This is a genomic window from Saccharopolyspora sp. NPDC045839 (assembly GCF_056431645.1).
Window position 1 is genome coordinate 1 of record NZ_JBWKKH010000023.1, and the last position, 24,874, is coordinate 24,874.

The window sequence follows — 24,874 nt, forward strand, 5'->3', positions numbered from 1 at the left end:
CTGGGAAGCCCACGACTTCATGCACGACGCCTTCCTCCAGCTAGGACACTGCATGATCCTCGCCCGCAAACTCACCCCATTCTGAAACGACCCCTTAGGCAAAATTGGAATCCCCTGGCCGCTGAGGCCACCCGGCTCGGCAAGTGGATCCGCCCCTGTGCGGCAGAATGCACGTGTGGACTCCGTGCGCACCGCTACCGGCTTCCGGGTTACCGACCTCGTCGCTTACTTCGCCGGGCGGTGGGGGCTGGACCGGAAGATCGTCGATTCCGCCGGTGCGCGTATGGCTACGCTCACCGGCGTCGCGAGCTTCACCCCTGACGACGACGCGCTCGTCTACCGGGAACGTGGAACGCTGGTCATGGGGGAGTACCAGGGACCGGCGACCCGGGTCCTGCACTTCCGGGTGCGTGGCCCGGGGCTGGCCGACGTGCATTTCGACCACGGCGGTTTCTTCCACGATCTCGACCTGCGCGACGGCCGGTGGTCGGTGCGCCATCCCTGCCGCGATGATCTTTACCATGGCGAGGTCGTCATCCACGGCCCGGATGACTGGTGTCAGGTGTGGACGGTCACCGGCCCGGCCAAGAGCTATACGTCCACCACTGCGTTCCGCCGCCTGTCGGTCGAGGACGAAACCTGACCGCGGTCGCTGGTCACAGTGTTTCGTCCATCGACGCGTGCGGGGCGGGCCGGCACCGGATCGACCGCCGGGTGGTTCCGTCAGTTGAGCGAGGTGATCCGCGGTGCCAACCGCCACACGATGGCGGCGGCCAGGGCGATGACGGCCATGGGGATGATCAGCACCGGACCGGTGGGGGCCGACAGAGTGCCCAGGCGATCGGCCAGGATCGTCGGGACGAGCAGCATCGTGTTGTTCACCGCATGGACGAGGACGGCGACTTCGAGGCCACCGGTGCGCTGCACCACCACCGAGAGGGCCGCCCCGCAGATGATGTAGTAGGCGAGGGTCCAGCCGTTCGCGCCGCCGTGGATCGCACCGAACAGCACAGCGGTGACGGCAGTGGCGACGGTGAACGCGGCGGCCGGGCGGCGGAAGCGCGCACCGATCGCGCGGGAGAGCAGGCCGCGGAAGAGGTACTCCTCACCTGCGGACTGAAGGGGCACGGTGATCACCGCGACGGCGGAGAGTGCGATCGTCGTCGCGGTCAGCCGGATCGGTCCGGTCGGCATGACGAACTGCAGAACGACCATGTACGCGGCCCACAACGGGACGATGACGACAGCGGCACGCCCGAGAACCCGCCACCGGAAGCCACCTGCCGACGACGACAGCCATCGAGGCTTCTGCCGGTAGATCGACCACTGCAGCAACCCCGCCGTTGGGATCAGTGCGGCGAGCAGGAGGTTGCCGGCGATCCAGAACCCGACGGTGAACGACGGCGCAGCCGGATCGAACGGTGTCACGCCGAGGAGGCGGTCGAGCGCGGTTCCGGCCGGGGCGGCGGCGACGAAGAGCACGGCGAGCAGCGCGCCAAGGCCGGCCACCATCGCCAGGATCGTGCGCCACACCTGCTGCTGGTCCCGATACGCCTGGACGTACGACAACGACTGCGGGATCTTGCCGCGTTCGTCGATGTTGCCGTCGCGGGCCGGCGGTGCGTGGTTCATGTCGTCTCCTCGGTCCGTGCTCACGTCATCGCGCGTGATGTCTGGACCGAGGAAAAACTACGACGTAGCGTCGGAGTCAAGGTTGCCGGCTGGAACGGAGGGCCTTCCATGAGGTCGCAGGAACTCGCGGATCTTGCCGGTGTGACCGTGCGGACACTTCGGCATTACCACCAGATCGGTCTGCTCCCCGAGCCGCCCAGGTCCTCGAACGGCTACCGGCGATACACCGCGGTCCACCTGGTACGGCTTCTGCGCATCCGGCATCTCGCCGAGCTCGGGGTGAGCCTCGTCGATGTGCCGGCCATGCTGGACGATGAGTCGACGGACACGAGCGCGACGATTCTGGAGCGAGTCGAAGCCGGCATCGACTCGCAGATCGAGCGGTTGAAGGCGCAACGCGATCTCGTGCGCGCCCTGCGCGTGGAAGGGCGCAGCCCCGGCATCCCGGCCGACGTCCACGGCGACCTCACCCGGCTGCACGACGTCGCCCGCCTCCCGCCCGATGCGACGAGACTGGACCTCGACGTCGCCACACTGATGGGGCACCTGCCCGGCTCCGACGTCCGTGCGCGTCGCGAGGAGCTTGCGGCCGTGGGCGAGCACGCGCAGAGCACGGAGTTCCTGGATGCGCTCAGATGCCTGGCCGAAATGCCTCCGGACGCCACCGACGAGCGCAGGCAGCGCGTCGCGGACGAGTTGCGGACCCACGTGCAGGCCATCCGGTCCGGCACGAGCTCTTCGCTGCCTGCGAGAGCTGCCCCGCTCATCGGCCAGCTGCTGGAGCAGTACTTGAACGCTGCCCAGCTCGACACCTTCGTCCGCATCGCGCAGTAGCCGCCGTCGCCGGGCCGCTCATATCGCCCCGGCCGGCGGTAGCGCGAGGGCCGATGCCACCCGTGCCGAGATCGGCGAAGACCTCGTCGGGTTCGAGCCAATCGTCCACAATGGACCAGAAGTTCACGGAGGAGCCCTGTCTTTCCGCAATTTCCACTGAAATCGAAGATTCGATTTCAATGGAACTTGCGGATCATCGGCGTGTCTCACCACGACACGCCGATGCCTGTGGACAACTTCCGCAATTTCAATGGAAATCGAAGGTCCGATTTCCATTGAAATTGCGGATGGATCAGGGCCGAGGCGGGGTGTTACCGGTGTCCGGCGGAGCCGGGGGCGGACAGGGCCGGGATGTCCGGGTGGTCGAGCAGCGTCTCGACGACGGCGTCCACGGCCGCGCGCAGCCCCGCCTCCCGGCGCCGCACGATCGCGACGTTGCGGTGCACCGGCGTGCTGAGCTCGCGGGTGATGACCGGGGTGCCGGGCGGGACTGCCAGCGCGGGCAGCAGCGCCACCGACCGGCCGGACTCGACGTGCTGGAGCAGCAGCAGGCAATTGCTGAACCGGCAGGCCACCCGGGGTTCGAAGCCGGACTCGTGGCACAGCCGCTGGGTCAGCTCCGCCATGTAGGAGCCCGGCCGGTCGCACGCCCAGGTCTCCTCCGCGCATGCGGCGAGGTCGATCACCCTGCGTCGCGCGAGCGGATGGTCCGGCGGCAGGACCAGCACCACCGGGTCGGTCCCCAGCGGGACGACTTCGAGGTCCCGGTCCCACGGGAACTTGACGTAGTCCGTGGTCGTGACGATCACGTCCACCTCGCCGGTGCGCAGCGCGGCCCCGCTCTCGTGCGGCTCGGACTCGATCAGCTCCACGTGCAGGTGCGGGTGCGAGTCCGCCAGCCGGGCCGCCGCCGGCACGGCGAGCGTGTAGATCGCGCTCTGGAACACCCCGAGCCGGACGGTGCCGATCGGCTCGTCGTTGAGGGCGCGCAGCTCGGCCTCCGCCTCGGCCATCTGGTCCAGGATCTCGCGGCCCCGGCGGGCCAGGGCGATCCCGGTCCGGGTCAGCCGCACCCGGCGCCCGGACCGCTCGATGAGCCGGCTGCGCGTTTCGGTTTCGAGCACGGCGAGCTGTTGGGACACCGTCGACGGGCTCATGTGCAGCGTCTCGGCCACCGCGCGGACGGTGCCGAGGCTGTCGAGCAGCCCGAGCAGGCGCAGGCGCCACGGGTTGAGCATGCCACCATTGTGCAGTTCCATCGAACAGGATCGTCGAAATCGTGTGATGGACGCGCTGCTACGTCCCTTCGTAGCGTCGGGGCCATGCTGGACGACACCGCGTTGAACAACACTGCGAACACCGCACCCGAACGCCACCTGGTCCGCTACTCGGGTCGCGGCGCCTTCAGCCCCGGGATCATCGCCCGCGCCGAGGGGAGTTCGGTGTTCACCGAGGACGGGCGCGAGCTGCTCGACTTCACGTCGGGGCAGATGAGCGCGATCCTCGGCCACGCCCACCCGGAGATCGTCGCGACCGTTCGCGAGCAGGTCGCCCGGCTCGACCACCTCTACAGCGGGATGCTGAGCCGCCCGGTGCTCGACCTCGCCGAGCGGCTCGCGGGGACGTTGCCGGAGCCGCTGGACAAGGCGATGTTCCTGACCACCGGTGCCGAAGCGAACGAGGCCGCGCTGCGGATGGCCAAGCTCGTCACCGGCGGGCACGAGGTCGTTTCGTTCGCCCGGTCCTGGCACGGCATGACCCAGGCCGCGGCGAACGCCACCTACAGCGCCGGGCGGGTCGGGTACGGGCCCGCCGCCCCGGGGAACTTCGCCCTGCCGGTCCCCGACCGGTTCCGGCCGGGAATCGTCGACGCCGACGGGAACCTGGACTGGCGCCGGCAGCTCGACCTCGGCTTCGAGCTGATCGACGCCCAGTCGGTCGGCAGCCTCGCGGCCTGCCTGGTCGAGCCCGTGCTGAGCTCGGGCGGCGTCATCGACCTCCCGCCGGGCTACCTGGCGGCGCTGCGGGACAAGTGCCGCGAGCGGGGCATGCTGCTGATCCTGGACGAGGCCCAGACCGGGCTGTGCCGCACCGGTGACTGGTACGCGTTCGAGCGCGACGGCGTCGTCCCGGACATCCTGGTCCTGTCCAAGACACTCGGCGCCGGGCTGCCCCTCGCGGCGGTGTTGACCAGCGCCGAGATCGAGCAGCAAGCCCACGACCGCGGATTCCTGTTCTTCACCACGCACGTCAACGACCCGCTTCCGGCGGCCGTCGGCAACACCGTCCTGGACGTGCTCAGCCGCGACCGCCTCGACGTGCGCGCCCGCGAGCTCGGCGTGCGGCTGCGCGGCGGGCTGGACGAGCTCGCCGCGCGGCATCCGGTGATCGGCGACGTGCGCGGGCGCGGCCTGCTGGTCGGGCTGGAGCTGGTCGACGGGCCGGGCGGCGAGGACGCCGACAAGCTCGGCGCCGCCGTCACCCGGCGTTGCACCGAGCTCGGGCTGCACATGAACATCGTGCAGCTGCCCGGCATGGGCGGGACGTTCCGCATCGCGCCGCCGCTGACCGCCACCGATGCCGAGATCGATCGCGGCCTGGCGATCCTCGACACCGCGCTGGCCGAGACGACCGGCCGCTGACGGCCGCCGGATGATCCGGCGTCCTCGTGCGTGAACCGCCCCGCTGCGGGTCGAACTTGCCACAACGGCAAGAGCGTTTCCGGGTCGTGTTGATCGGTGACTAGTGTGGACCGATCAACGCTCTGAAGCAGGTTCGGAACATGACGCAGACGGATCACGCCGCGGATCCCCGCTCCCACCAGGAAAGGCAGCGAATCCTGGACGACCTCGTGGTCGCTCAGGTGCTCACCGGCCGCCCGGGACGGACCGGCTTCCCGCCGGTCGCAGTTTCGGGCGCGGGGCAGGAGCCGGCCGAGGATGATCGGTCACGCTCAGGCTCTCGTGAGCTCGTGCCGCGGGCGGTCATCGGCCACCGGTTCGGCCCGCCCGGCCCCGCGGGCGGCCTGCGGTGAATCCGTCGCTGATCCTGCTGATCGCGGTGTGCGAGTCAGTGGGCGTGGGACTCGTCGGCGCCGTGGTGCTGCGCTTGCTCCGCCGGTCCTCGGTCGGGAACTCGCTGATCGTGGTCATCGTGATCACCGTCTGCGGGACCAACGCGAGCACCATCACAGTCGTCCTCGTGACGCAGTCCGCCGAAGTGCCGGTGGTGGTGACGCTGCTGGTCAACTTCGTCGCCGGCGCGGTTTCGCTCGGGATCGGCCTGCTGCTCGGCAGGTCCGTGATGAAGGGCAGCAGGCGGCTGGCCGACGCCACCCGCACCTTCGGCGTGGCCGAGCGGTTCCGGCTGCCGGAGGACCCGCCGAGCGCGGAGCTCGCCGAGCTGGCGCGGGAATTGCGGATCACCAGCGACAAGCTGGTGGTTTCCAGGCGGCGGGAACGGGCGGTCGAGCAATCCCGGCGGCAGCTGGTCGCCTGGATCTCGCACGACCTGCGCAGCCCGCTGGCGAGGCTGCGGGCCGTGGCGGAGTCCATCGAGGACGGTGTGGTCGGCGACCTGGACGACTACCTCGGGAGGATCCGCGCGGACACCGAGCACCTCACCGCGATGGTGGACGACCTCTTCCAGCTCTCCCAGATCCAGACCGGGACGTTGCACCTGAACCCGCGCGAGGTGGCCCTCGACGATCTCGTCAGCGACGAGGCGGCCGGACTCGACGTGCTGGCCGCCGGCCGTGGGGTCCGGTTGCGCGCCAGGTCGGTCGAGCCGGTCACCGTCCGGGTGGACGACCGGTCCATGACCCGGGTGTTCAACAATCTGCTGTCGAACGCGATCCGGTACAGCCCGGAGCGGACGACGGTGGTGGTCGACGTCCGCGCGGTGAACGGCTGGGCGGTGGTGTCGGTGTCGGACGAGTGCGGCGGGATCCCGCCGCAGGATCTCGGTTCGGTCTTCGACATGGGATGGCGTGGCCGCAAGGCGAAGACCGGGGCGGAGCGGGGCGGCGGTTTCGGGCTGACCATCGTGCACGGGCTGGTGCACGCCCACGGTGGCCACGTGTCGGTGCGCAACGTGCCCGGCGGTTGCTGCTTCGAGGTCCGGCTGCCCCTGATCCGCTGAGCCGCCGGTCACGCGCAGCCGCGCAGCGTCGCGGTCGCGAGTTCGGCGCGCGACCGGTAACCCGTGCGCTGGAAGAACCTGGTCAGTCGCCCCTCCACGCTCTTCTCGCTGGTCCCCAGCACGGTGGCGACCTGCGAATTGGTCAGGCCCTCGGTGATCAGGGTGGCCAGCAGCCGCTCGTTCTCCGCGACCGTCGCGTTGCGGCCGGGGACGGCGACGTTGCGTTCCCGCATCAGCAACCGCAGCCGCGCACGGGGGATCAGGGCACCGAGCTCGCCGAAAGCCTCGTACGCCGCGAGCAGGAGCTTCCGGTCGGTGAACCCGCGTTCGGCCAAGGCGGTGACGGTGGTCGCGAACTCGAAGGGCCGGCCCCGCTCCGCCGCGAGTTCCAGGGCTTCCGCCGCGGCGTCGGGGTCGCCTTCGACGAATACCCGTGCGAGCAGCCGGTTCTGGTGGGCCTCGGCGGTGCCGAGCTCGTCCGCGATCCGCTCGATCCGTTCCGCGCACAGCCTCGCCGCGTCCCGGTTGCCGAGCCGCGCTTCCGCTTCGGCGATGTGCAGCCACAACTCCTCGGTACCGGCGATGGCACCGGTTTCGGCGGCGGCGGTGAGCGCTTGCTCGACGACGGCGCGCGACTGCTGGTGCGCGCCGATCGTCAGGTCCAGCAACGCTTCCGGGAGGGCCAGCCGGTGCGGCAGCAGCAGGTGCCGGGAGCGGGCGTCCTCGATGGCGGCCCGGGCCCGGTTCAGCTGGCCGCGCGCGGTGAGGATGGTCGCCATCTCCCGGAACATCGCGGCCTGCCCGGGCGGATCGCCGTGCTGGGACGCCGTGGCGATGGCCGACCGGGCGAGGTCCAGCGAGCGGTCCCACTGCCCGGACAGGCCGGCGCGGACCGCCCCGCCATCGGCCGGAGCGTCGGGGGAGCCCAAGCCGAGCGCCTGGAGCAGCGTCCGGGCCGCTTCGACGGCGGGTGGGGCGGCAGTCGGAGCCGTCCCGCCCGCGACCGCCACAGCGGCCTCGGTGAGGGCCTGCCCGAACGCGGCCGGGCCGGTGCCGCCCGCGTGCCACGTGCCGTACCCGGCGAGGAGTTCGTCGCGCGCCTCGGACCAGCGGTTGAGCAGGCAGAGCGCGGCGGCGCGGGTCACGAGCCGGGTCGCGTCGCCACCCGAGTGCCATCCGAGCACGGCGATGTCTCGCAGCGCGGCCGTGTTCCCGGTGCTCGCGAGCCCGGCGGTGGCGATGATCTGCAGCTCCTGCACGGAATCCACCGCGAGCCAGTCGTGGTGGTCGCGCAGCGCCGCCTCGGCCGCCTCGGCGGCAGGGGCCAGCCTCTGGTGTTGGGCGCAGAGAACGGAATGCCGGTGCAGCGCTGCGGCGCGGCGAGCGGGATCGGCGATCAGCCCGCACGCCGCCCACCGCCACCGGACGGCGCGGGCGTCCTCCGGTGCGGCCTCGCCGTGGGCCAGCAGCTCCGCCGCCGCCCGCTCGGTATCCACGAGCCTGCCCGCGTCCACGATCCGATCCGGCAGGTAGCCGTCATCGGGGCAGGTCGCGGCACGTTCCCAGATCGCGGTCACGGCCAGCTGCGCGCTCCTGCTCCGCTCGTAGGGGCCGAGGCACGCGGTCAGCAACGCGGCGAGCATCGGCATGCGGAACCGCCACCCGCTCCGGAACGTGACCACTCCCGAAGCGCGCAGCTCGCGAAGGACGTCGAGGACCTCGTCTTCGCCGATCCCGGCAGTCGCGGCGATCAGCGCTGGCGCCGCCGCGCCCAGCGGATGCAGCACGGACAGGGCCTTGGCCACGGGCCAGGTCGCCGGATCGCGCAGGGCCGCGAACAGCGGGTGGGTGATCGGCAGCCGGGGCGCACCGGTGCCGATCAGGTGTGCCCGGCGGTCGACGACCCGCAGCCGGTCGGCCGCCAGGTAGCCCTCGATGGCGGCGTGCACCAGGGCGGGCACGCCCCGGCATGCGTCGCGGAGTTCGGCGGCCAGCCCCGGCGCGGGTTTGGCCCCGAGCAGCGAAGTGAGGATGTGGTCCACTGCGGACACCGGCAGCGGCCGGAGCCGTTCCTCGTGCACCAGGCCGCGGGAGCGCAGCGCCGCCAGGTCGGCGCCGCTGCCGTCGCTGGGCGTGGTGGCGGTGCAGACGAACGTGATCCGGTCGCCGGCCAGCGCGTCGAGCGCGGCGGGGAGGCATTCGGGGTCGAGCCGGTGTGCGTCGTCGATGAGGACGACGAGCCGGCGTCCCCGGATCGGGGCGGATGACAGCCGCCGCATCGCGGCCGCGCCGGACTCGCCGCGGACCGGCGGCGCACCCAGCTCGTCGGCGATCCTGCCCACGAGACCGGGGAAATCGCGATCTCCGGCGGAAACCCTGACGTCCGCAGTGGAGACGTCCAGCTCGGACAGCCGCGCCCGCAGCTGCGCCAGCACCCGGCTGCGGCCGATCCCGGCCGGACCGGTGATCACGACCAGCGGCCGCCCCGGGCGGCCCGTGCAGACGTCGAGCACGCGGGCGATCAGTTCCTCGCGGCCGGACGAACGGGCATCCAGCCCGGCTTCTCGGGCAGCGTCGGCGGCGTGGGGTGTCCGCCGGTCCGCGATCTCGGGAAGAGTCGGGATCGTCCGGTGGGGCGTGGGGATCGTCGGTCGCGAGTTCAGCACGAACCCGAGTATTGCCAGCCCGCCCCGGCACATCGAGTTCCAAGTCGTGAGGAGATTCTTAAGCTTTTCTTGCCAAGCCACCCGCTGAGGTTTTCCAACCTCGTTGTGCGTGGCGGTGCGGGTGGCGGAACCTCAGAGGCTCCCTGGACTGTGGGTGCCCTGACTTATGTATGCCCAATACACGGCGTCAGGGCCGTCCTCGCCGGGAGAACCCCGGAGGGGTGGGCACAGTGAACCCGCGGCGGTGCCGGTGCCGTAGGTGGGCTATGCGCCTGCGGCGCATGCGACACCCCACCGTCGTGCGGCTTTGCGACCCGCGGCTGCGGGCCGACCAGGATGAAAAACGCTCACTGGTTCGGAATCCTTGCGCATTTCTGAATTCTGTCGTTCAGGAGCCTTTCCAGGCCCCGGTTCACGGGTCATCCGGCATTAGCGTCCGCCCCGACGCGGCAAGTGCATCGAGTCTGGCGCGACGGCGCCGGGAACGGGGACGGACGGCAATGGGGCGGGAACAGATGGCGATCGAGGGCAGGGATGACGCGCTGGCGGCGCTGCGGTCCGCATTGCGGACCAGCGCGCCCGGCGGTCGCCTGCTGATCGTCCGCGGTGATGCCGGTATCGGGAAGACGCGACTGCTGGACGCGGCGGGCCGCCGCTGGCGGACCAGGGGCACGCGGGTGGCGCAGGTTCGCGGCCGATCCCGCGCGACGGCGGCGGAATCCGGCACCGACCGGTACGGGGTCGGCGCGGTCGTCGACGCGCTCCGGCAGGACTTCGACCGGTTCGGCGACTGCGGGCTGGTCGACGCGATCAGCGCGCTGGCCCGGTTCCAGCAGCGCCGGCCCGAGGAGCCGGCCGCGCGGTTCCCCGCCGTGGCCGCCGAGCTGAACTGGGTGTTCGGCCGGATCAGCAGCAGTGGTCCCGTCGCGGTGCTCGTCGACGACGTGCTGGACATCGCCGACCCCGTCCCGCTGCTGCAGGCGGCCCGCCGTCCCGGTTGCCTGGTCGTCGCGTCGATCCGGCCGGACGACGCGGCGGCGTCGGCATCCGCCGAGCTGCTCGACCTGGCGGACGAGGTGATCGACCTGGATCCGCTCGCCGATGAGCACATCGAGGCCCTCGCGGGCGATGATCTGGATGAGAGCGTTCACACGGCTCTGCGCGCGGCGCTCGGGCCGCTGTACGGCAACCCCGGCACGGTGCTGGCGACTGTCGAGGCGCTGCGGGACAGGGGACGGCTCATCGCCTATGGAGACCGCCTCCGCCTCGACGACCAGGCATCTATCTGCCTGCCCTACGACCACGACCTGCTGCTGCGCGCCCGGCGGCTCGGCGGCCTCGGCCCGCGGCTGCTCGCCACGACGGCCTGGCTCGGGGCGTTCGGCATCGATGACCTGCCTGCGGTCGCGGACGCGCTGGGCGAGAACGTCGCCGAGTGCGGCCGGACCGTGGACCGGCTCGTCGAGAACGGCTTGCTGGTGGGGGATGTTCGGGGGCGGCTGTGCTGCCTGTGCCCGGCGCTCGCGGTCTCCGCGGTGGCCGAGGAGCGCGCCGCGGTGCGGTGCCTGGCGGGCCCGGCGGCCGAGTTCCCGAAACCGGCGCTGCTCAGCGAAACCGGTGGTTCGCCGCTGGCGGCGGCCCCGGCGCAGCCCCCGGCCGCCCAACCCTGGTCGGCCACCGAGTCCCGCATCGTCGAGCTGATCGGCATGGGGCTCACCAACCGCCGGATCGGCTCGGCGCTCGGGTTGAGCGAGAAGACCGTGGAGAGCCAGCTCACCCGGTTGTTCGCCAAGACCGGTTGCCGCTCCCGCGTGGCGCTCGTGGCGGCCGCGAACTCGGCCGGAAGCCTGCGGGGCGCCGCGCTGCGCGGGCGGTCCGCGGCCTGAGCAGGTCCGAAGTGGACACGAAGCCATGTTGATGAACTGGTCGGATCCTGGCGTGGACGGACGAATTCCTTGTCTCGAAATGAGTTTCACCCACAACGCATTGCGGATTCGTCATGTCCCGCAAGGATGTTCGTTCGCGGCGCCGCAGGAGATGCGGTGTCTCCTTGGGACAAGCGGATCGGCGCGGTCCTCGGCTGGTCGGCCGGGGAAACCCGGTGAGGGGATTCCCGCGAGCCCGCCCCGAGGCCGCGATCGGCCCTCCCGGCGCCGGACACTCGAATCATGTGGCTCGCGCGTTGTGCCGCCGAGAGCGCCGGGGCGGAGCGGAAGGTCGGGCGTCGCGTCGAACAGCACGCTCGCAATGCAAGTCGGAGGAAGAGCGCGATGATGACCAAGGTCGAATCGGCAACGCACACGGTGAACTCGGCAGCGCGGGAGCCCGGCGAGCAGGTTCGGGTCGCGGTGTGGGCGCAGGACCCCATCACCTTGACCGGGCTGACCGGAATGCTCCTGGGCATCGCGGACGTGTTCGTCGCGGCGGACGAGTTTCCCGCCGACGTCGACGTGCTCGTGTTCGCCGCGGACCGGGTGACCCCGGAAGTCCTGGCCAGCATGAGCAAGGCTGCCTCGGAGTCGGCGGCGCCCGCGGTGCTGGTGGCCAGGCAGTTGGAGCGCACCGTGCTGCTGCGGGTGGTCGAGTGCCGCGTGGTGGCGGTGGTGCACCGCGGTGTCGCCACGGGCGAGCGGCTGGCCGAGGCGATCCGCGTCGTGGCCGAGGGAGGCGGTGTGCTGCCGGCCAACCTGCTGGGCGAGTTGCTGCGGCAGGTGGAGAACCTCAACCACGAGGTCCTGGAGCCGCGCGGCCTGAACTCCGCAGGCTTCACCTCCCGGGAGATCGGCGTGTTGCGGCTGCTGGCGGAAGGCTGGGATTCCGAGGAGATCGGCAAGAAGCTCTGCTACTCGGAGCGCACGGTGAAGAACGTCATCCACGCCATGACGAGTCGGCTCAAACTGCGCAACCGGCCTCAGCTGGTGGCCCACTGCGTGCGGACGGGCGTGATCTGAGCGATCCGGAGATGTCGCGATGCGCACGGACGTCGTCCGTGCGGGAGAACGACTTTCGCGGTCGCTCGTACGAGCGCGCCCGTGCTCGACCGCGGTTTCCGGTTGCGGGAGCGCACGCATCTCACGGCACGGCGCACGTCGGCCGCCTGCACGCGGCTCGGTGGTTCGGACTAGGGTGGCATGAAAACGGCAAGAAGCAGGTTTCGACGATGACGCAGGCTGATCTTGGCGCGGATCACCGATTCCGGGGGCGAGAGCCGCGGATCCTGGTCGTGGAGGACGATCCGACGGTTGCCCAGGTGGTCACCGGCTACCTGCGCCGGTCCGGCTACACCCCGGTGCACGCCTCGGACGGCGCGATGGGGCTGGAACTGGCGCGGCAGATGTCGCCGGACCTCGTCGTGCTCGACGTGATGCTGCCGGGGCTCGACGGCATCCAGGTCTTGCGCGAGTTGCGCGCGTCCAACCAGGTGCCGGTCATCATGCTGACCTCGCTGGGGGAGGAGGAGCACCGGCTGCGGGGCCTGGAATCCGGCGCCGACGACTACCTCACCAAGCCGTTCAGCCCGCGCGAGCTGGTGCTGCGGGTCCAGTCCGTGCTGCGCCGGACGATCGCCATGCCGCCGGCCCGGGTCGACGGCGTGCTGCGCGTCGGCGACCTCCTGGTGGACCGGTCGGCGCGGGTGGTCAGCAAGGCCGGACGCGAGCTGAACATGCCGATCAAGGAATTCGAGCTGCTGGTCTTCATGATCCGCAACGCGGGCCGGGTGGTGCGGCGGGACGAGCTGATGCGCGAGGTCTGGGCGCACAACTTCGGCGACGCCTCCACGGTCACGGTGCACGTCCGGCGGCTGCGGGAGAAGATCGAGGACGACCCGTCCCGTCCCGCGCTGCTGAAGACCGTCTGGGGCGTCGGCTACCGGCTCGACCTCCCCGAGACCGGCGCCGGATCAGCATGACGCCGCTGCTGGTCGCGTTGATCGCGGTGTGCGAATCGGTCGGCGTGGGTCTCGTCGGCATGGTGGTCCTGCGGCTGCTCCGCAAGTACCCGGTGGGATATTCGCTGGTGGCGGTGATCATCATCACCGTGTACGCGATCAACATGAGTGCCCTCACGGTGGTGCTCGTCGCGCGGTCGGCGCAGCTGCCGGCCGACCTGCTCCTCGCGGTCGTCCTCATCGCCGGGGCGGTGGCCATCGGCATCGGACTGGTGCTCGGCCGGTCGGTGATGAACGGCAGCCGGCAGCTGGCCGACGCCACGCGCTCGCTCGGTCAGCGGTATCGGTTCCAGCAGCCGGCGGACCTGCCGAGCGCCGAGTTCGCCGAGCTCGCCCAGGAGCTCCGGATCACCAGCGACAAGCTCGCCGAGTCGCGACGCCGCGAACAGGCGATGGACGCGTCCCGGCGGCGGCTGGTCGCCTGGATCTCGCACGACCTGCGCAGCCCGCTGGCGCGGCTGCGCGCCGTGACGGAGTCCATTGAGGATGGTGTGGTGGACGACCTGCCGGACTACTGCAGGAAGATCCGCGGCGACACCGAGGTCCTGTCGGAGATGGTGGACGACCTCTTCGAGCTCTCCCGGATCCAGTCCGGGACGCTGCGCCTGGCCCCGCGGATGGTGGCGCTGGACGACCTCATCAGCGATGAGGTGGCGGCGCTCGAAGTGGTGGCCGGTGACCGCGGGATCAGCCTGCGGGCGAGGACGATCGAGCCGATCGTGGTCAACGTGGACGACCGCGCCTTCACGCGGGTGTTCAACAACCTGCTGGGGAATGCGATCCGGTACGCCCCGGAGGGTTCGACCGTGACCGTGGACATCCACGCGGTCGCGGGCTGGGCGGCCGTCGCGGTGAGCGACGAGTGCGGGGGGATCCCGGAAGGTGACCTGGCCTCGGTGTTCGACATGGGGTGGCGCGGGGAGGACCGGAGGACGCGCGGCAGCAGCGGCGGCGGCCTCGGCCTGGCCATCGTGCAGGGTCTCGTGCAGGCGCACAACGGGAACGTGTCGGTGCGCAACGTACCGGGCGGCTGCTGCTTCGAGGTGCGTCTCCCGCTGCCCGCTGCCTGAGGCGTCGCGGTCAGTAGCCGAAGTTCTGCGTCCACCACGGGCCGGTGGCGTCGACGTGCAGCCCCACACCGATGAACCGGAAGTCCGCGTTCAGGATGTTCGCGCGGTGCGGGATGCTCTGCATCCAGGCGTGCACCACCGCGGCGGGCGTTTCCTGACCGGCGGCGATGTTCTCGCCGCCGGGGTCTTCGAAACCCGCGGCCAGCATCCGTTCGAACGGCGACGGGCCGCGCGTCGCCTGGTGCGCGAAGAAGCCGCGCCGCGCCATGTCGGCGCTGTGCCCGCGCGCGGCCCGGCGCAACCGCTCGTCGACGTGCAGCGGTCCGAGGCGCCGCTTCGCCCGCTCCACGTTCACCAGCCGGACGACCTTGTCCTCGGTCTGGGTCCGCACCAGATCGCGGGTGGAACCTAAAGCCATTCTCCTGATCCTCCTGAACTTCACCGACCGGCGCCAGCTTCGCCCGTGCGACGGGCGGGGACGAACAGGTCGCGCCGCGAAGTCGGCGAACGGGCAGGAATCCGCGACTTTCGGGCAACGTTCCGGTCGCACCGTTGCCTCGTCGGGCAGCGCTTCGACCGGAAGACCGATGAAGGGCGGACCGATCGCCTCAGGCAGGCTTCACTTCCGCGCGGTGAACACTGCGGTGGGGTCTGATCCCCTTGCCCATCAACAGGTTCAGCGTGCGACTGCCCGCCGCAGTTCTTCCCGAAACAGTGCCCGCTTTCATCCCAGTACCGCCCGGAAGTGTTGCTGCTGTGCGGTTCCCGGCCGCTGCTCGGTGATGTGCACGCGCACGAGCCTCTTGCCGCGCACTCGCACCTGCACGGCGGTGCCGGGTTCCAGCGTACGCAGGTGATCGGCGACGAGGAGACCCGTCCGGCCCGAGACCTGCGTGCCGAGATCGTGTCCCGGCAGGTCGAGTCGTAGGCGTAGGTCGCCGTGTTCGGCGACGGACATCCACGCCGGTTCAAGACCGGCGGCGAGTGCCGGTGGGTGGATGGTCGCGCCGATCAGGCGCATGCGTTCGACGAGCAGGCAGACGGTGTCCCGGAGCGCGTCGATGCGGGCCGCGAGCTGCGGGTCTCCGGCCGTGGCGGAGATCAGCCCGAGCTGGGGGGTCAGTGCCGACAGGCCCGCCGCCGGTCCGTCGTGCAGCTCTCGTTCCAGCTCGTAGCGGTACTTGACGGTGCTGCGGCCGGGCGCGCGCAACCAGCCGGGCAGCAGCCTGCCCGGCCCGGTGAACCTGCGCGCGATTTCAGTCGTCATAACAGCATCGTCCCGGTGCAGACCGGGAGCAAGAATGCACACCCGCAGGGACAGGGATATCCCTCATCTCCCGAGCACAGCGCCGTTTCAGGTCCACGACCGCGTAGGCGCGGACGCCGTGATCGCCACGCACGTGGAGACCCGCATCGGGTTCCGCCCGATGGGACCCGACATCCGGCCGCTCCTCGGCGCGGTTCCGCAGGTCGCCGGGCTGGTCGTGGTCAACGGCCTGGGGCCCTCGCGCGGGCGGGGAGAATCCGCCCGTGCGACCTGTGCGATGGGTCGTCAGTTCAGGGTGTCGGGGTCCGGTCCGGTGCGCAGACCGCGGTCGAGCGCGGCGATCGCGGTCATCTCGTCCTCGGACAGCGCGAAGTCGAAGACGTCGATGTTCTCGCGGATGCGGGACGGGGTGACGGACTTCGGGATCACGATGTTGCCCAGCTGCAGGTGCCAGCGGATGACGACCTGGGCCGGCGACTTGCCGTGCCGAGCGGCGATATCGGTCAGCGTGCTCTCGCGGAGCAGCGCGCCTTGGGCCAGGGGGCTCCAAGCCTCGGTTGCGATTCCGTGCTCGGCGTGCAGGGCGCGCAGCTCGCGCTGCTGGAGCCCGGGGTGCAGCTCGATCTGGTTCACCGCCGGGACGAGCGCGCTGTTGTCGAGCAGGCGACGCAGGTGCGCGGGCTGGAAGTTCGAAACACCGGCGGCGCGAACCCGCCCATCCGCCACCAGCTTCTCGATGGCCTTCCAGGTCTCCAGGTAGAGGTCGCGAGCCGGGGTGGGCCAGTGGATGAGGTACATGTCCACGTGGTCCAGCCCGAGCGAGTCCAGGCTGCGGTCGAACGCCTCGAGGGTCGTGTCGTAGCCCTGATCGGCGTTCCACAGCTTCGTGGTGACGAACAGTTCGTCGCGGGCGATTCCGGACTCGGCGATGGCGCGGCCGACCCCGGCCTCGTTCCCGTAGATCGTGGCGGTGTCGATGGAGCGGTAACCGGCCTGCAGGGCGGCCGCGACCGCGGCGGTGGTCTCCGCGTCCGGCACCTGGAAGACGCCGAAGCCGAGCTGCGGGATCTCGATGCCGTTGTTGAGGGCGGTGGTGGGAACCATGATGTGCGGAACTCCTTGTGGGGGTTGCGGATTTGCGTCCCTGTCGCGGGAGCGGCGTCAAGCGGCCACCGGCTCGGCAGGCCTAGGGGCCGCGCTGGGATCGGTCGCCCGGCTGCGGCGATCGAGGAAGGCCGCGAGGACCGACAGCAGCAGCGCGGTGCCGGCGAGCACGGCCCCGACCCAGTTGGGCGCGGTGTAGCCGAACCCGGCGGCGATCACGACACCGCCGAGCCAGGCGGCGAGGGCGTTGCCGAGGTTGAAGGCGCCGATGTTGGCGGCGGAAGCCAGTGTCGGGGCGGCGGATGCCTGGTCGAGGACCCACTTCTGCAGCGGGGGCACGGTGGCGAAGCCCAAGGCGCCGATGATGGGCAGGGTGATCGCGGCGAGGACCTGGCTGTGCGCCGTCACGGTGAACAGCAGCAAGACGACCGCGAGGGCGGTGAGCGTGGCGAAGAGCAGGGGCATCAGGGCCTTGTCGGCGAACTTGCCGCCCAGCAGGTTGCCCAGGAACATGCCGATGCCGAACAGCACGAGCAGCCAGGTCACGCCGCCCTCGGAGTAGCCCGCGACGTCGGTCATCATCGGCGCGATGTAGGTGATCGCGGCGAACACGCCACCGTACCCGAGGACGGTCATCGCCATCGCGAGCCAGACCTGCACGTTGCGGAACGCCGCGAACTCGGTGCGGATCCTCGCGGCCTCGGGCCTGCCCTGCTCCGGGACGAGCATGGCGACGCCGAGGAATCCGATCACGCCCAGCAGGGCGACGATGCCGAAGGTGACCCGCCAGCCGGCGGCCTGCCCGACGTAGGTGCCGCCGGGGACGCCGATGATGTTGGCGATGGTCAGCCCCATGAACATCAGCGAGATGGCCGAGGCCTTCTTCTCGGGAGCTACGAGGTTGGCGGCGACCACGGAACCGATGCCGAAGAACGCGCCGTGGGCGAACGAGGCGACGACCCGGCCGATGAGCATGGCGCCGAAGGTGGGAGCGGCGGCGGAGAGCGCGTTGCCCGCGATGAAGATGCCCATCAGGAACAGGAGCATCTTCTTGCGGGAGACCTTGGTGCCCAGGACGGTGAGGATCGGTGCGCCGATGACGACGCCGAGCGCGTAGCCGGACACCAGCCAGCCCGCGGCCGGGATGCTGACGCCGAACTCGCCGGCGACCTGCGGAAGCACACCCATGATCACGAACTCGGTGGTGCCGATTCCGAAGGCGCCGATGGCGAGGGCCAGGAGCGCGAGAGGCATGTGCACGGCCTTCCGTTATGAATGCGTCTGAACCTTACGAGCGTCGACAATAGTTGCAGACGCGCGCTAGTTCAATGTGCAGTCAATGTGACGTGGCAGATAGTTGCATGCGCCTCATAAGAGTGCGAGCTCGGTGTTGCAGGTCTCTCCCAACACAAGACCGTCCGCACCTGATGCACCGGTGCTCCGGTGCCCGGATGTCCGCAATTTCAATGGAAATCAGAGGTTCGATTTCCATTGAAATTGCGGGAGTTGTCCACAGGTACCGGCGTGTCGTGGCCTGACACGCCGGTGGTCCGCAGTTTCCATTGAAACTGCGGACCACCGGGACGTAGATCACCGTTGTGCCGGTCTGCGCAGTGCCCAGGTGGCCGAGCGAGTGCCTGGGCACTGCGGGTTCCGTTACTGCTGGCCGGCGAAGCGGGCCGGTTGGAGGGCGGGGAGGTCGGTGCGGCCGATGAGGCGCTGGGGGCGGAAGTCCGCGAGGATCTCCGCGGCGTTCCCGGTGAGGAGTTCCTGCGCGGCGAGACGCCCGAGGAGTGGGCCGAGCGTGATGCCGCTGTGCGTGCAGAGGGTGTAGATCTTGCCCTTCTCGCCGAGGAACCCGGCGACGGTCAGGCCGTCGGCTGGCATGGCGCGCTGGCCGATGCGCAGGGATTCCAGGTGGACGCCTCCGGTGCCGTCGAGCAGGTCGTTGAGGCGGCTGCACAACTGCCCGGCGTGGTAGCCGTCGAGCGCCGGTGGGTTGGCCGGGTCGGCGTCGGCGTCGAGGTCCAGGCCTTGCACGATCAGTCGGCCGCCGCCGTCCGGGCGGACGTTGAGCCGCGGCGTGGTGAGGATGCGGTCCAGCCTCGTGGGGAGCGGGTTGGTGTAGCCGAGCATCCCGACGGTCGCGGTTCCCGCGGCGTCGGGGTCGGCCACGGGGATGCGGTGGCCCGCCGACGCGGTGAGCGCCTCGGTCCAGCGGCCGACCGCGAGGACGACGGCGTCGGCCTCGGCGACACCGTCGGTCAGCTCGATCCGCACCCCGCCGTCGGTCTCGGAAAGGCCGGTCACCGTCGCGGGGCAGCGCAGGCGTGCGCCGTGGTCGCGTGCTTCGCCCCACAGCCGCGATACGAGCAGCGCCGGGAAGACGTGTCCTTCGGTGGGGTAGTGGGCGATGTCGGTGACGTGATCGGGGATGCGCAGGTCGGGCACGAGTTCGCGGGCCCGCTGCGGGGTGATCCAGCCGACGGGGTAGTCGCGGTCGGCGAGTTCCGCGACCGAGGCGGCGAGCCGGTCCGCGCCCGTGGCGCCTTCGGCCCACTCGAGGTTTCCGTTGCGCGCCAGCCAGGTCTGCGCGGGGTCCGAGGCGAGCGCGTCGTGTTCGGCGAGGCCGGCGACGTTGAGGTCGTGGTAGGAGCGCGGGTTCTTGCTGTGCGAGTTGGTCCAGGCGAACGACGTGCCCGACGTCCCGGCCAGCGCCGCGGACCGTTCGAACACGGTCACCTCGGCGCCCCGCAGGGCCAGCGATCGTGCGACGCTGGCGCCCAGCACTCCGAGGCCGACGACGGCGATCCTCTTGCTCATCGTTCCCTCACAATCTCACTGCGAACGGCCGGCGCGGGTGCGTCGGCCCTCTTGCTGGACGTCGCGGCGGTCATCAGCAGCAGCACCACGGCCGAAGTGGCGATGCCGTACACCGCGTAGGGCACGGTGGTGTCCAGCACCTGCGCGACACCGCAACCGACGATGCCCGCCACCATGCTCGCGATCGCGGTCGCCGGGGTGAGGTGGCGGCGGCGGTGCAGCAGGTAGCCGAGGAAGATCGGCGCGGCCAGCGCCGCCGCCGAGTAGGCGTAGGTGGCCACGAGCCACGGCAGGGCCTGCGGGAACACGACCGCCAGCACGGCGGCGATGATCGACACCGCGACGGTCAGCAACCGCGACAGCGCGACGGTCCGGCGCTCGCCGGCCTGCTTGCCGGCGATGTTCTGGTAGACGTCGCGGGTCAGGTTGGCGGTGACCGACTGCAGGGCGGCGCCGCTGGTGGCGACGATCGTCGAGACGAGGAACGCCGCGAAGACGATGAGCATCCAGGACGGGAGCTGGGTGAGCAGCCAGCCGGCGGCGTCCTCCTGGGAGGCCAGGTTCGGGTTCATCGCGTGCACCGCGAGCCCGATGCAGCCGGCGTAGACGCCGCTGATGAGCATCGTCAGCCCCGAGAGCCCGAGGCCGCGGCGCGCATCGCTGATCCGCTTGGTCGCGAACACGCGCTGGTAGTAGAGCTGGTTGGTCAGCGTTCCGGGGATGATCGCGGCCGCCCAGAGCCAGATCTGCTGCCAGCCCACGGCCGTGATGCCCTCGAAGCCCCACAGCCGCTGCGGCACGACCTGGGTGACGTGCGTCCAGCCGCCGGCCAGCTGGATGCCGTAGAGCGCGACGACGAGCGCCATGGTGATCTTGAAGAGGCCGAACACGAAGTCGGCCCAGGCCACCGAGGTCAGCCCGCCGGGCAGCACGAACGCCAGCGAAGCGAGGGCGATGACCGCGACGAGCACGGGGAGGGGGATTCCGGTCAGCTGGCCGAAGAGCCGGGCGAAGGCGACGAACTGCGTCGCGATCCAGCCGAACGGGACCACCAGCGCGGCGAGCGCGGCGATGGCGGTGAGCAGCCGGTTCTGGCCGAACAGGCGGGTGACGACGTCGGGCACGGTGGTGAACCGCTGCTCGCGCAGCCAGCGCGCGATCAGCATGAGCAGCAGGAACCCGACCAGCACGCAGCCTTCGTAGATGAACACCGACCACCCGGAGCTGTAGCCGATCCCGACGTGGGCGATGAGCACCCCACCGCCCGAGGCGGCGGCGAACTGGGTGATGACGACGACGAACAGCGGCAGCGACTCGTTGGCCGCGAGCCAGTCCTGGGACGACTTCGCTCGGCGTCCGAAGTAGACGGACATGGCGGCGCCGGCGCCGATCACGAGCAGGCTGGTGAGAACGATCCCGACCAGCTGTCCGGTCGAACCTGTGGGCATGGTGTGCCTCCAGTGATCACGCGTTGGTGAAGCGGCTGGGGTCGAGGTGGTCGATGTCGTGCGCGGTGCCGCCGGTCAGGACCAGGTCGGCGCCGATCTCGCCGAAGACCGGTGCGAGCTTGAAACCGTGGCCGGAGAAGCCGGTCATGACCGTGGCGTTGCGCAGGCCGGGCAGGGCGCCGAGCAGCGCGTGGTCGTCCGGGGTGAACCCTTCGGCGTAGGTGCCGATCCGGATCGGGTGCGGCACGACGCCGGGCAGCAGCCGGGCCGCGGCGGCCGATGCCGCGCGGACGAACTCCGGGGAAGCGTTGCGGGGCAGGGCGTCCGGGCCGTCCAGCACCGGGAACCCGAGGTGGTGCGGCACGGTCTTGATGGATGCGCCGTCCAGTGACGGGAAGCAGGAGAACCCGGCTTCGCGGTGCCGGCGGATGGTGATCGGCAACCGGTCCGGCTGGTGGGCGGCGTGGTCGCGGGCCGCCCACCAGCACGCGGTGATCAACCTGACCTCGACCGGAAGTCCTCGCAGCGGCTCCAGCCGCGACGCCCACGGTCCGGGCGCGAAGACGACGTGATCGACGTCGAAGTCCTTGCCGTTGCTGGTGATTCGCCATCCATGCGCGGTCTCGGAGACCTCCTGGACCGGGTGGTGGGACAGCAGCGTCGCACCGGATGCCTCGGCGGCGTGCAGGGCTGCCTGCACCGCGAGCTCGGGGCGGAGGACGCCCGCGGCCGGATCGAACACCGCTACTTCGTCATCGTCGACAGCGTGCTGGGGAAAGCGCTTTCGGGACCGGTTCGCGTCGAGGACTTCGTGGTCGAGCCCGTGCTCTTCGGCGCAACGCCGGACGGCCTGGACGTCCGGATGGTCGGCGCGGCCGATGGTCAGCCCGCCGCACATCGTCAGCAGACCGGATCCGGACGTTCGCTCCAGGTCGTGCCACAGGCCGTTGGACCGCTGCAGCAGCGGAACGTAGCTCGATCCTTCCTTGTAGACGGTCCGGAAGATCCGCGATTCACCGGCGGATGCGCCGCGGTCGTGACCGGGGGAGTAGGCGTCGAAGGCCAGTACCTCGGCCCCCCGACGGGTGAGCTGCCAGGCGGTCATCGCACCGATCACGCCGGTGCCGATGATCGCGATGCGCGGGATTGCCAATGGTCACGCTCCTTCGTGCGCCGATGACGACGTTCACCGGGGATGGGAGGTCCGTGAAAATGCGCACGGCGTATCGGCCGATCCACTGGGGATCGGCGGCTGAGAGGGGATTCCTCGTTACTGGGGAATCGTTTGTTCGAGGAAGTACTCGACGAGGTCGGGGCGCATGATCAACCACGCCACTTCGGCGAGATCGCCGTCGGTCAGCCAGGTCAGGCGCCGCAACCGGATCACCGCCTTGCCCGCGGGCAGCCGCAGCCGGTCCGCGGTCGCCTCGTCGAGGTTGATCGGGTCGATGTAGACGCGGGACTTCGCCGCGGGAACGCCGATGCGGGTGAAGTAGTCGTGCACGGTCAGGTGGACGAGGTCCTCGTCCTGCAGTCGTGGTGCCAAGGAGAACGGGATGACGGACAGTTCGACGGCGATCGGGTTGTCGTCGACGTCGAACTTCAGCCGCCGCAACTCGTGCACCGGCGCGTCGTCGGCCACGCCGGGCAGGTCGACGTCGGCGTCCCGGGCCGGGAGCAGCGTGATCGAGTCCACCGCGTGCCGCCCCGGGATCTCCGGGCCCTGCAGCACCGGGTTGGCGACGCGCAGCAGGTTCTCCTGCCGTGCACTCGATGCGACGAACGTTCCGCGCCGGCGGTGGCGCTCCACCAAGCCCGCCTGCGCCAGCTCGGTCAGCACTCGCTGCGCGGTCGCGCGGCCGATCGAGTGCTCCCGCTGGAGCTCGGACTCGGTCGGCAGCCGGGTTCCAGGCGGCAGCGCGCCGGAGCGGATCTGCCGCTCCAGCTCGTTGCGGATCCGCAAGTACGCCGGGACTGCCATGGGAGGAGAATCTAGCGGGCACCAATTGACCGGTCAATAAGAGATTTGCACGGTCAATACCGTTGCGAGCCGCGGGCCCGGGTATGAGCTGCCTTACAGGCAAGCGGGAGATATTTGGATTTTGAGATTCCAGTTATCTAGTGTCGTGCTCGTGCGGCTGACCAAACGAACCGATCTCGCGCTGCGGATAGCGATGCGCCTCGCGGTCCTGGACGACGAGGCCGCGCCGACGACGCGCGAGGTCGCCGGCCAGGTCGCCGTTCCCTACAGCCATGCCGCGAAGGTCGTCACGCTGCTGCAGCGCCTAGGCGTCGTCGAGGCTCGCCGGGGCCGAGGTGGCGGGCTTGCTCTGACCCGATCGGGGCGCACCGGATCTCTCGGCCGACTCGTCCGCGAGCTCGAGGGCGTGGGCGATGTGGTGGGCTGCGAGGACGACCCGCCCTGCCCGCTGCGGTCGGCATGCCGACTGCGCACTGCGCTGCGCAACGCCCAGGAAGCCTTCTTCGTCGCGCTCGACCCGATCACCATCGAGGACCTGGTGGCCGCCCCCACCGGACCGATCCTGCTGAGCCTGTCGTCGAGGCCGCCGGCGGGCTGACCCGGAACGCGCCGCGCCCGGTGATCCGGTGCGGCCAAAAATACGAATATTGGATACCAGTTTGGAGTTGGCCGATGTTGTCCGAGGAATCGATCGAAACGGTGCGCGCCACCCTGCCGGCGGTCCGCAGCGCCATCGGCGAGATCGCGTCGGTGTTCTACGACAAGCTCTTCACCGCCCACCCCGATCTGCTGCGCGACCTGTTCAACCGGGGCAACCAGGCGAGCGGTGCGCAGCAGCAGGCCCTGGCGGGATCGATCGCGGCGTTCGCCTCGGCGCTCCTGGAACATCCCGGCACCCCGCCCGAGACGATGCTGAGCCGCATCGCGCACAAGCACGCGTCCCTGGGGATCACGCCCGACCAGTACGCGATCGTGCACACCAACCTGTTCGCCGCCATCGCCGAGGTGCTGGGCGAGGCCGTCACGGACGAAGTCGCCGCGGCGTGGAGCGAGGTCTACTGGTCGATGGCGGACGCGCTCATCGCGATCGAAACCCGCCTGTACGCCGAGGCGGGCACCCCCGACGGCGACGTCTGGCGCGACTACCGCGTCGTGGGCCGCCTGCCCGACAACGACGTCGTCACCTTCCTCGCCCGCCCGGTCGACGGCTCCCCGCTACCCGCGTCGCGACCCGGCCAGTACGTGTCCGTGCAGGTCGAACTGCCGGACGGGGCGCGCCAGATCCGCCAGTACAGCCTCTCCGGCGCGCCCGCCGACGCGGTGCAGTTCACGGTCAAGAAGGTCGTCGGCAGCCCGGACGGCGAGGTCTCCAACCACCTGCACGAGCGCGTCGCCGAAGGCGACGTCCTCCGGATCGGGGCGCCCTTCGGCGATGTCACGCTCGGCGACGGCGACGGCCCGGTCCTGCTCGCCTCGGCCGGCATCGGCTGCACACCGATGATCAGCATGCTCGACCACCTGGCGGCCGCCGGCTCGTCGCGCCGGGTCATCGCCGTGCACGCCGACCGCGCCCAGGGCAGCCACGCATTCCGCGCCGACCTCGACCAACTCGTCGCGAAGCTGCCCGACGCCACCGCCCACGTCTGGTACGAGGCCCCCGAAGGTCCCTGGCCTGCCGACCGCACAGGTCTGGTCGACCTGGCCGCGATCGGCATCCCGGAAGGCATCACGGCCTACCTGTGCGGCCCGTTGCCGTTTCTGCGCGCGGTCCGCACCCAACTCCGCGAACTCGGCGTCCCGGCGGCCGACATCCACTACGAGGTCTTCGGCCCCGACCTCTGGCTCGGCCAGGACTGACGTTTCCGGGCAGTGCTCCGATGATTCGGTCCAGCCCGCATCGCTGAACCGCGTCTCGACCACCAGGGCGCCGACCACGCCCGGACATCTGGATGCATCGTCG

At 70.5% G+C, this 24,874-nt stretch carries 22 protein-coding genes; 11 read left to right on the forward strand and 11 right to left on the reverse strand.

The window, feature by feature from the left end:
- Nucleotides 1-175 precede the first annotated feature (175 nt).
- Nucleotides 176-643: a DUF6314 family protein gene (locus AC07EQ_RS27700; protein ID WP_478390798.1), complete on the forward strand. Its 468-nt coding sequence runs from the start codon at nucleotides 176-178 to the stop codon at nucleotides 641-643.
- An 80-nt stretch (nucleotides 644-723) separates the two neighbouring features.
- Here AC07EQ_RS27700 and AC07EQ_RS27705 read toward each other — a convergent pair whose 3' ends face one another.
- Nucleotides 724-1,632: a lysostaphin resistance A-like protein gene (locus tag AC07EQ_RS27705; RefSeq protein WP_478390799.1), complete on the reverse strand. Its 909-nt coding sequence runs from the start codon at nucleotides 1,630-1,632 to the stop codon at nucleotides 724-726.
- Nucleotides 1,633-1,740: 108 nt separating this feature from the next.
- Here AC07EQ_RS27705 and AC07EQ_RS27710 point away from each other — a divergent pair, with 108 nt between their 5' ends.
- Nucleotides 1,741-2,466, forward strand: a complete 726-nt coding sequence (locus AC07EQ_RS27710) for a MerR family transcriptional regulator (protein WP_478390800.1) — start codon at nucleotides 1,741-1,743, stop codon at nucleotides 2,464-2,466.
- Between the two features lie 311 nt (nucleotides 2,467-2,777).
- On the opposite strand, the gene AC07EQ_RS27715 is transcribed toward AC07EQ_RS27710, so the two are convergent.
- The gene (locus AC07EQ_RS27715) at nucleotides 2,778-3,704 is read right to left on the reverse strand and encodes a LysR family transcriptional regulator (RefSeq protein WP_478390911.1); all 927 of its coding nucleotides are present in this window, start codon (nucleotides 3,702-3,704) and stop codon (nucleotides 2,778-2,780) included.
- A gap of 84 nt (nucleotides 3,705-3,788) precedes the next feature.
- On the opposite strand from AC07EQ_RS27715, the gene AC07EQ_RS27720 reads away from it, so the two are divergent.
- From AC07EQ_RS27720 to AC07EQ_RS27730, 3 genes are all read left to right on the forward strand, one after another.
- Complete coding sequence (locus AC07EQ_RS27720) at nucleotides 3,789-5,108, forward strand: aspartate aminotransferase family protein (protein ID WP_478390801.1); 1,320 nt, start codon at nucleotides 3,789-3,791, stop codon at nucleotides 5,106-5,108.
- Nucleotides 5,109-5,248: 140 nt separating this feature from the next.
- Entirely contained in the window at nucleotides 5,249-5,500 is a 252-nt protein-coding gene (locus AC07EQ_RS27725; RefSeq protein WP_478390802.1) for a hypothetical protein, read from the forward strand.
- Nucleotides 5,497-6,606 (forward strand): sensor histidine kinase, encoded by a 1,110-nt coding sequence (locus AC07EQ_RS27730; RefSeq protein ID WP_478390803.1) that lies wholly within the window; start codon nucleotides 5,497-5,499, stop codon nucleotides 6,604-6,606. Before AC07EQ_RS27725 ends, AC07EQ_RS27730 begins: the two co-directional genes overlap by 4 nt.
- A gap of 8 nt (nucleotides 6,607-6,614) precedes the next feature.
- Here AC07EQ_RS27730 and AC07EQ_RS27735 read toward each other — a convergent pair whose 3' ends face one another.
- On the reverse strand, nucleotides 6,615-9,272 hold the full coding sequence (locus AC07EQ_RS27735) for an AAA family ATPase (RefSeq protein WP_478390804.1): 2,658 nt from the start codon (nucleotides 9,270-9,272) through the stop codon (nucleotides 6,615-6,617).
- Nucleotides 9,273-9,772: 500 nt separating this feature from the next.
- On the opposite strand from AC07EQ_RS27735, the gene AC07EQ_RS27740 reads away from it, so the two are divergent.
- From AC07EQ_RS27740 to AC07EQ_RS27755, 4 genes are all read left to right on the forward strand, one after another.
- Nucleotides 9,773-11,158: a helix-turn-helix transcriptional regulator gene (locus AC07EQ_RS27740; protein WP_478390805.1), complete on the forward strand. Its 1,386-nt coding sequence runs from the start codon at nucleotides 9,773-9,775 to the stop codon at nucleotides 11,156-11,158.
- A gap of 384 nt (nucleotides 11,159-11,542) precedes the next feature.
- Nucleotides 11,543-12,223 (forward strand): helix-turn-helix transcriptional regulator, encoded by a 681-nt coding sequence (locus AC07EQ_RS27745; protein ID WP_478390806.1) that lies wholly within the window; start codon nucleotides 11,543-11,545, stop codon nucleotides 12,221-12,223.
- 209 nt (nucleotides 12,224-12,432) lie between these two features.
- On the forward strand, nucleotides 12,433-13,182 hold the full coding sequence (locus AC07EQ_RS27750) for a response regulator transcription factor (protein WP_478390807.1): 750 nt from the start codon (nucleotides 12,433-12,435) through the stop codon (nucleotides 13,180-13,182).
- A complete protein-coding gene (locus AC07EQ_RS27755) occupies nucleotides 13,179-14,291 on the forward strand; it encodes a sensor histidine kinase (RefSeq protein WP_478390808.1) in 1,113 nt (370 codons plus the stop codon). Before AC07EQ_RS27750 ends, AC07EQ_RS27755 begins: the two co-directional genes overlap by 4 nt.
- 10 nt (nucleotides 14,292-14,301) lie before the next feature.
- On the opposite strand, the gene AC07EQ_RS27760 is transcribed toward AC07EQ_RS27755, so the two are convergent.
- The 8 genes from AC07EQ_RS27760 to AC07EQ_RS27795 form a co-directional block, all read right to left on the reverse strand.
- Nucleotides 14,302-14,709: a CAP domain-containing protein gene (locus AC07EQ_RS27760; protein WP_478390809.1), complete on the reverse strand. Its 408-nt coding sequence runs from the start codon at nucleotides 14,707-14,709 to the stop codon at nucleotides 14,302-14,304.
- Between the two features lie 306 nt (nucleotides 14,710-15,015).
- On the reverse strand, nucleotides 15,016-15,558 hold the full coding sequence (locus tag AC07EQ_RS27765; protein WP_478390810.1) for a histidine kinase: 543 nt from the start codon (nucleotides 15,556-15,558) through the stop codon (nucleotides 15,016-15,018).
- Nucleotides 15,559-15,843: 285 nt separating this feature from the next.
- The gene (locus AC07EQ_RS27770; RefSeq protein ID WP_478390811.1) at nucleotides 15,844-16,662 is read right to left on the reverse strand and encodes an aldo/keto reductase; all 819 of its coding nucleotides are present in this window, start codon (nucleotides 16,660-16,662) and stop codon (nucleotides 15,844-15,846) included.
- A gap of 57 nt (nucleotides 16,663-16,719) precedes the next feature.
- Complete coding sequence (locus AC07EQ_RS27775; RefSeq protein ID WP_478390812.1) at nucleotides 16,720-17,916, reverse strand: MFS transporter; 1,197 nt, start codon at nucleotides 17,914-17,916, stop codon at nucleotides 16,720-16,722.
- Nucleotides 17,917-18,318: 402 nt separating this feature from the next.
- Complete coding sequence (locus AC07EQ_RS27780; protein WP_478390813.1) at nucleotides 18,319-19,485, reverse strand: NAD(P)/FAD-dependent oxidoreductase; 1,167 nt, start codon at nucleotides 19,483-19,485, stop codon at nucleotides 18,319-18,321.
- The gene (locus tag AC07EQ_RS27785; protein ID WP_478390814.1) at nucleotides 19,482-20,933 is read right to left on the reverse strand and encodes a sodium:solute symporter family protein; all 1,452 of its coding nucleotides are present in this window, start codon (nucleotides 20,931-20,933) and stop codon (nucleotides 19,482-19,484) included. The genes AC07EQ_RS27780 and AC07EQ_RS27785 overlap by 4 nt, the downstream gene beginning before the upstream one ends.
- A 16-nt stretch (nucleotides 20,934-20,949) precedes the next feature.
- Nucleotides 20,950-22,086, reverse strand: a complete 1,137-nt coding sequence (gene solA / locus AC07EQ_RS27790; protein WP_478390815.1) for an N-methyl-L-tryptophan oxidase — start codon at nucleotides 22,084-22,086, stop codon at nucleotides 20,950-20,952.
- Nucleotides 22,087-22,203: 117 nt separating this feature from the next.
- Entirely contained in the window at nucleotides 22,204-22,914 is a 711-nt protein-coding gene (locus AC07EQ_RS27795) for a GntR family transcriptional regulator (RefSeq protein WP_478390816.1), read from the reverse strand.
- Nucleotides 22,915-23,065: 151 nt separating this feature from the next.
- Between AC07EQ_RS27795 and AC07EQ_RS27800 the strand changes: the two genes are divergently transcribed.
- Nucleotides 23,066-23,512: an RrF2 family transcriptional regulator gene (locus AC07EQ_RS27800; protein WP_478390817.1), complete on the forward strand. Its 447-nt coding sequence runs from the start codon at nucleotides 23,066-23,068 to the stop codon at nucleotides 23,510-23,512.
- A 74-nt stretch (nucleotides 23,513-23,586) separates the two neighbouring features.
- Nucleotides 23,587-24,771 carry a globin domain-containing protein gene (locus AC07EQ_RS27805; RefSeq protein ID WP_478390818.1) on the forward strand — a complete coding sequence of 395 codons (1,185 nt, stop codon included), beginning with the start codon at nucleotides 23,587-23,589 and terminating at the stop codon, nucleotides 24,769-24,771.
- Nucleotides 24,772-24,874 lie beyond the last annotated feature (103 nt).

Coding starts and splice junctions, on each gene's coding strand:
- AC07EQ_RS27795 (WP_478390816.1), bottom strand. CDS start 22,914: ATGGCAGTCCCGGCGTACTTGCGGATCCGCAACGAGCTGGAGCGGCAG.
- AC07EQ_RS27745 (WP_478390806.1), top strand. CDS start 11,543: ATGATGACCAAGGTCGAATCGGCAACGCACACGGTGAACTCGGCAGCG.
- AC07EQ_RS27725 (WP_478390802.1), top strand. CDS start 5,249: ATGACGCAGACGGATCACGCCGCGGATCCCCGCTCCCACCAGGAAAGG.
- AC07EQ_RS27765 (WP_478390810.1), bottom strand. CDS start 15,558: ATGACGACTGAAATCGCGCGCAGGTTCACCGGGCCGGGCAGGCTGCTG.
- AC07EQ_RS27710 (WP_478390800.1), top strand. CDS start 1,741: ATGAGGTCGCAGGAACTCGCGGATCTTGCCGGTGTGACCGTGCGGACA.
- AC07EQ_RS27805 (WP_478390818.1), top strand. CDS start 23,587: ATGTTGTCCGAGGAATCGATCGAAACGGTGCGCGCCACCCTGCCGGCG.
- AC07EQ_RS27720 (WP_478390801.1), top strand. CDS start 3,789: ATGCTGGACGACACCGCGTTGAACAACACTGCGAACACCGCACCCGAA.
- AC07EQ_RS27775 (WP_478390812.1), bottom strand. CDS start 17,916: ATGCCTCTCGCGCTCCTGGCCCTCGCCATCGGCGCCTTCGGAATCGGC.
- AC07EQ_RS27705 (WP_478390799.1), bottom strand. CDS start 1,632: ATGAACCACGCACCGCCGGCCCGCGACGGCAACATCGACGAACGCGGC.
- AC07EQ_RS27760 (WP_478390809.1), bottom strand. CDS start 14,709: ATGGCTTTAGGTTCCACCCGCGATCTGGTGCGGACCCAGACCGAGGAC.
- AC07EQ_RS27740 (WP_478390805.1), top strand. CDS start 9,773: ATGGGGCGGGAACAGATGGCGATCGAGGGCAGGGATGACGCGCTGGCG.
- AC07EQ_RS27780 (WP_478390813.1), bottom strand. CDS start 19,485: ATGAGCAAGAGGATCGCCGTCGTCGGCCTCGGAGTGCTGGGCGCCAGC.
- AC07EQ_RS27715 (WP_478390911.1), bottom strand. CDS start 3,704: ATGCTCAACCCGTGGCGCCTGCGCCTGCTCGGGCTGCTCGACAGCCTC.
- AC07EQ_RS27755 (WP_478390808.1), top strand. CDS start 13,179: ATGACGCCGCTGCTGGTCGCGTTGATCGCGGTGTGCGAATCGGTCGGC.
- AC07EQ_RS27770 (WP_478390811.1), bottom strand. CDS start 16,662: ATGGTTCCCACCACCGCCCTCAACAACGGCATCGAGATCCCGCAGCTC.
- AC07EQ_RS27750 (WP_478390807.1), top strand. CDS start 12,433: ATGACGCAGGCTGATCTTGGCGCGGATCACCGATTCCGGGGGCGAGAG.
- AC07EQ_RS27785 (WP_478390814.1), bottom strand. CDS start 20,933: ATGCCCACAGGTTCGACCGGACAGCTGGTCGGGATCGTTCTCACCAGC.